We start from the raw sequence: 3817 nt of genomic DNA, 5'->3' as shown, positions 1-3817 counted from the left end.
ATGCTCTGTACCTACCGTTTAAAATCGAAAGGGAGCTTGTAATCAGAGAAAAGGCGAGCGTGAAATTTTGATGATGCTCAATCGCTCGTAGACACTCGCTCGGTTCTTATTATCTAGGTTTTAATTATTTAATGGAGCTAATCAAAGTTGTGAAACATTGATCAAAGAATAGGCGTGGAACGTGACAAATCATTAAAAAAGCCCAACTGAGTACAGTTGGGCTTTTTACATCAAGATAAGACACTGAAATTTAATGAGAAATGAAAAGCATTTCGTATAAGGTGTATTATGTTAATTTTAGACAATTTAAAAAATCACATGGTAGATCATCAATGAATAGGACGCCCCCTAAAAAAGTAATTCAAACTCTTAGACAGGAGGTAGGATTTGGTTGTCCTGTTCCTAATTGTGGAAACCCTTATCTCGAATGGCATCATTTCGATCCGCCTTGGAGTATTGAAAATCATCACAGACCAGAGGGTATGATTGCTCTTTGTACACAGCATCATAAAAATGCTGATAATTATGCTTATACCAATGATCAATTAGTAGAGTTTAAAAAAAATAAGGTTAATTCAGAAAAAGTAAAAGGCAATTTTGAATGGCGGAGAAATAAATTATTAACCGTAGTAGGGGGAAATTTCTACTATGAAACACCTCGCGCACTTGTAATTGATAATTATGATGTAGTTTCTTTAACAAGGGATGAAAGTGGTTATTTACTGCTAAATGTTGAAATGCTTAGTGTGTCTAAGGAAGAGCGTTTAGTAATGAGGAATAACTGCTGGGAAAATATAGGAACTCCTATTGATTTTAAGTGCCCCCCTAGTGGTAAAGAAATTGAAATTAAATATGAAAATGGAGATTTTCTATCAATTAAATTTTATGTCATTAATAATAAAGAATTATTTAAAAAGAATTTTGATATAGAAGCTCCTGATTCCTTAGAATTCCCTCTAACTATTTCTGAAATTAACTTTGAAGTATCTGGTATAGACATAAAAGTTTCACCAAAAGGTACAAACATTCAAACAAATCAATTTATACGAAATTTTTCATATAATTGTGGTGTAGGTATGATGTTGAATTTAGGAATAAAATGGCGTCAAAATTGGAATTTAGTACCAGTTCCTAGTCGTAGAGCAGCCTCATGTCCATGTAATAGTGGTTATAGATATAAACACTGTCATGGAAAAATAGAATTAGGGGGCTAATTTTATTTATAAACCTTCATTTTACATAATGGCTGTTATACGAAATTTAGATGTTAGAACCCATTTAAATTAATGAGTTATTGAATAAGTAAAACCCTCTAAGTAGACTTTTAGAAGTTGTAAATCTAGGAAAAGGCTAAACATGCCGTTGATTGAGTATTACGGTCTGCTATTTGAATGGCACGATAAAAAAATGGAAATAGTCTATCGAGGGCGTGAAATTACTTTTGAAGAAGTATGTAGCGTTTTTCTTGATCCAGAGCTGATTTCCTTTGACGATCTTGGTCATTACGATGAGCAACGGCTAATATCAATTGGTCTGAGTAATCGTGGTAGACTACTAACAGTGGTTTGGGTTGAACGTGGTGATGTTGCAAGAATCATTACTGGCTTTGAGCCATCGCACAATCAAAAGCGGAGGTATAACCATGCAAAATGAATTAGAACGTTATAAAAATTTTGACCCTACCAATGCGCCAGTAGTAAAACCAAATTTTGTGAAAAAATTACAAGAACGCCATGCCACTGCTCAAGCAAAGGCTTTTGATGCAGATGTTGTAACTTGGCTAAGCTCTCAAGATAATGAAACAAAACAGCATATTAACGATATGGTTCGTCATATCATGGCTTTGAAACGTGTTTAATTAAAATTTAGCTCGATACTTTGAAACATGGCTAAAGCCATGTTTCAAAGTCGGGCAACTTTGCGCTTGCTGTAATTTGCTTAGCAATGAGAAAAACCAAGCAAAGTACCGATCATCTAGTATTTTTCAGGATCATTAATGAATTTGCATTTCTCATAAAGCTTTTTCGTCCGCTTACGCTTGATAATGAAGTAGGTCGAAATTTTAATGTTGCTCAGTCGTTCGTAGACATTCACTCGGCATCTTACGATACATCTAGCTATACATATTAGTTATAACAAATTAAAATTAATTAATTTTTACTTAAATATGAATATTATGAAAATACTAATTCTACTTTTTTCATTTACTATTTTATCTACTTCTACCTTAGCAAATAAATACGACTGGACATATATCCCACCGCCAAGTGTTAATTTTCAAAGTTACTCTCAAGGAAATCAGCAACTTCAAAATGGTTTAAATGCTATGGCTGATGCCGTAGTTAATTATGCTAATAAAAAACAAAATAACAGTACTACTTCTTATAATAATGTTGGTAACTTCACATATGGGAGTGATGGTAGTTCTTATTACAATACAGAAGATCGTTCTTACGGTTCAAATGGTTATACTTATTACCAAATAAATGAAAATAATGGCTATGGTTCAAATGGTTCCGTATACAACAGCGTCGGGGATTATCTTTATATAACTCAGCCTGACGGTAGAAAATTTGTTTGTTATCAATCTAGTGTGAATACACAGTGCAAAGAGAATTAATGTTCGACTCTTTGAAATATGGCTTTAGCCATGTTTCAAAGTCGGGCAACTTTGCGCTTGCTGTAATCTGATCAGTAATGAGAAAAACCAAGCAAAGTACCGATCATCTAGTATTTTTTAGGGTCGATCTGGCACCAGTCATAGGTCTTTTCTTTGACGCTATTTGGTTGGAATGAGTAACACGGATTTTTCGTCATGATTCTGACGAGTGTTTCTCCATCATCAACTTTGATTTGAAGTGCATATGCTGCTAATGCTTTTTTATCTGCTCTGCGCTGTTGGATTTCATCAAGGCTTGGGATATACAAAAATATAGCCAAAAGCAATACGAGAACCAAAGCCACAAAAGTACTGGCGAAAAATAGGATAAATTTTGCATTTAGTTGAGCTGCAACTTGGTTTAAATGCTGAATACTATTATTCAATGCACCTGTATGCTTCTTATTTGCGTTTTCTAGCGACTTTTCAGCCTTATTAAGTACTCCGCTAGCCACTTCATTGTAAAACGTCTCTAATCGCTTATTATCGTCTGCTATGGCTTCCCTGTATTCCTTCATAGATGCCAATAGAATATATAACTGATCGTCTAGGTCTAAATCATCGTTTTGGTTACTCATAATGACATTCCGCCCTGATCTAAGTCTTGTGATGCCTTACGATTGGCTCGCTCGGCTTGTTGATGCTCTAGTTTTTGCTGTCGTTGTATTTCGGCTTGGCGTTCCAGTTCTAGGCGTTTGCTTTCTTGGTTCTTCTGCCATTGCTCAAAACCTTGATCAACACGATTTAAACCACGCTGTAAAACGCTCTCTTTCTGCTGTTTCTGTTGATTAAGTTGTTGGGTATTCTGCTGTTTCACATTGTCATTGAAACGGCTGATTTCAGTGTCTATGCCTTGTCTGCGTAATTGAGTGACTTTGGTGCCTTCGTGGATGGTGGCTTGTAATCCGTTGTTCTGATCGGCATAGCTGCGGTGATCTATTTTTTCTCGGTAGCCTGCACGTTCCAAGGCTTTATTGGCTAAGTCTGCCCATGTTTCTCTAATTTGCTTAATGTCTTCTTGGGTTGTCTCCATGCCAAGGCTTTTGCGTTTGGCATTACTTAACTCAATATCGGTTTTGGTGGTCAGAGTGAGTTTATTGTCAGGGTCTAATTCAGCTTTTCGGGTGGTCAGCATGATATGGGCGTGATGGTTTTTAT

6 protein-coding genes are annotated in these 3817 nt (G+C 35.7%); 4 read left to right on the top strand and 2 right to left on the bottom strand.

Annotation, left to right across the window (positions count from 1 at the left end; genetic code table 11):
- Window positions 1-332: 332 nt before the first annotated feature.
- The 4 genes from FTV41_RS13870 to FTV41_RS13855 all read left to right on the top strand — a co-directional run bounded on the left by FTV41_RS13870 (window position 333) and on the right by FTV41_RS13855 (window position 2620).
- Window positions 333-1214 (top strand): hypothetical protein, encoded by an 882-nt coding sequence (locus tag FTV41_RS13870; protein ID WP_005020924.1) that lies wholly within the window; start codon window positions 333-335, stop codon window positions 1212-1214.
- Between the two features lie 142 nt (window positions 1215-1356).
- Window positions 1357-1653 (top strand): BrnT family toxin, encoded by a 297-nt coding sequence (locus FTV41_RS13865; protein ID WP_179991657.1) that lies wholly within the window; start codon window positions 1357-1359, stop codon window positions 1651-1653.
- Window positions 1643-1858 (top strand): hypothetical protein, encoded by a 216-nt coding sequence (locus FTV41_RS13860; protein WP_111886106.1) that lies wholly within the window; start codon window positions 1643-1645, stop codon window positions 1856-1858. Before FTV41_RS13865 ends, FTV41_RS13860 begins: the two co-directional genes overlap by 11 nt.
- A 318-nt stretch (window positions 1859-2176) precedes the next feature.
- Window positions 2177-2620, top strand: a complete 444-nt coding sequence (locus tag FTV41_RS13855; RefSeq protein WP_179991656.1) for a hypothetical protein — start codon at window positions 2177-2179, stop codon at window positions 2618-2620.
- Between the two features lie 107 nt (window positions 2621-2727).
- Here the strand turns inward: FTV41_RS13855 and FTV41_RS13850 are convergent, their stop codons facing one another.
- A complete protein-coding gene (locus tag FTV41_RS13850; RefSeq protein ID WP_179991655.1) occupies window positions 2728-3237 on the bottom strand; it encodes a hypothetical protein in 510 nt (169 codons plus the stop codon).
- On the bottom strand, window positions 3234-3817 hold a 584-nt coding region (locus FTV41_RS13845), incomplete at its 5' end, for a MobA/MobL family protein (RefSeq protein ID WP_179996706.1). The genes FTV41_RS13845 and FTV41_RS13850, both read right to left, overlap by 4 nt.

The organism is Acinetobacter sp. YH16051, from assembly GCF_013417135.1.
Taxonomy (GTDB): domain Bacteria; phylum Pseudomonadota; class Gammaproteobacteria; order Pseudomonadales; family Moraxellaceae; genus Acinetobacter; species Acinetobacter towneri.
This window is presented reverse-complemented; position numbering and strand designations above follow the sequence as displayed.

Bases quoted from the DNA above. Each gene is read 5' to 3' on its own strand.
- FTV41_RS13870 (WP_005020924.1), top strand. From the start codon at position 333: ATGAATAGGACGCCCCCTAAAAAAGTAATTCAAACTCTTAGACAGGAG.
- FTV41_RS13865 (WP_179991657.1), top strand. From the start codon at position 1,357: ATGCCGTTGATTGAGTATTACGGTCTGCTATTTGAATGGCACGATAAA.
- FTV41_RS13860 (WP_111886106.1), top strand. From the start codon at position 1,643: ATGCAAAATGAATTAGAACGTTATAAAAATTTTGACCCTACCAATGCG.
- FTV41_RS13855 (WP_179991656.1), top strand. From the start codon at position 2,177: ATGAAAATACTAATTCTACTTTTTTCATTTACTATTTTATCTACTTCT.
- FTV41_RS13850 (WP_179991655.1), bottom strand. From the start codon at position 3,237: ATGAGTAACCAAAACGATGATTTAGACCTAGACGATCAGTTATATATT.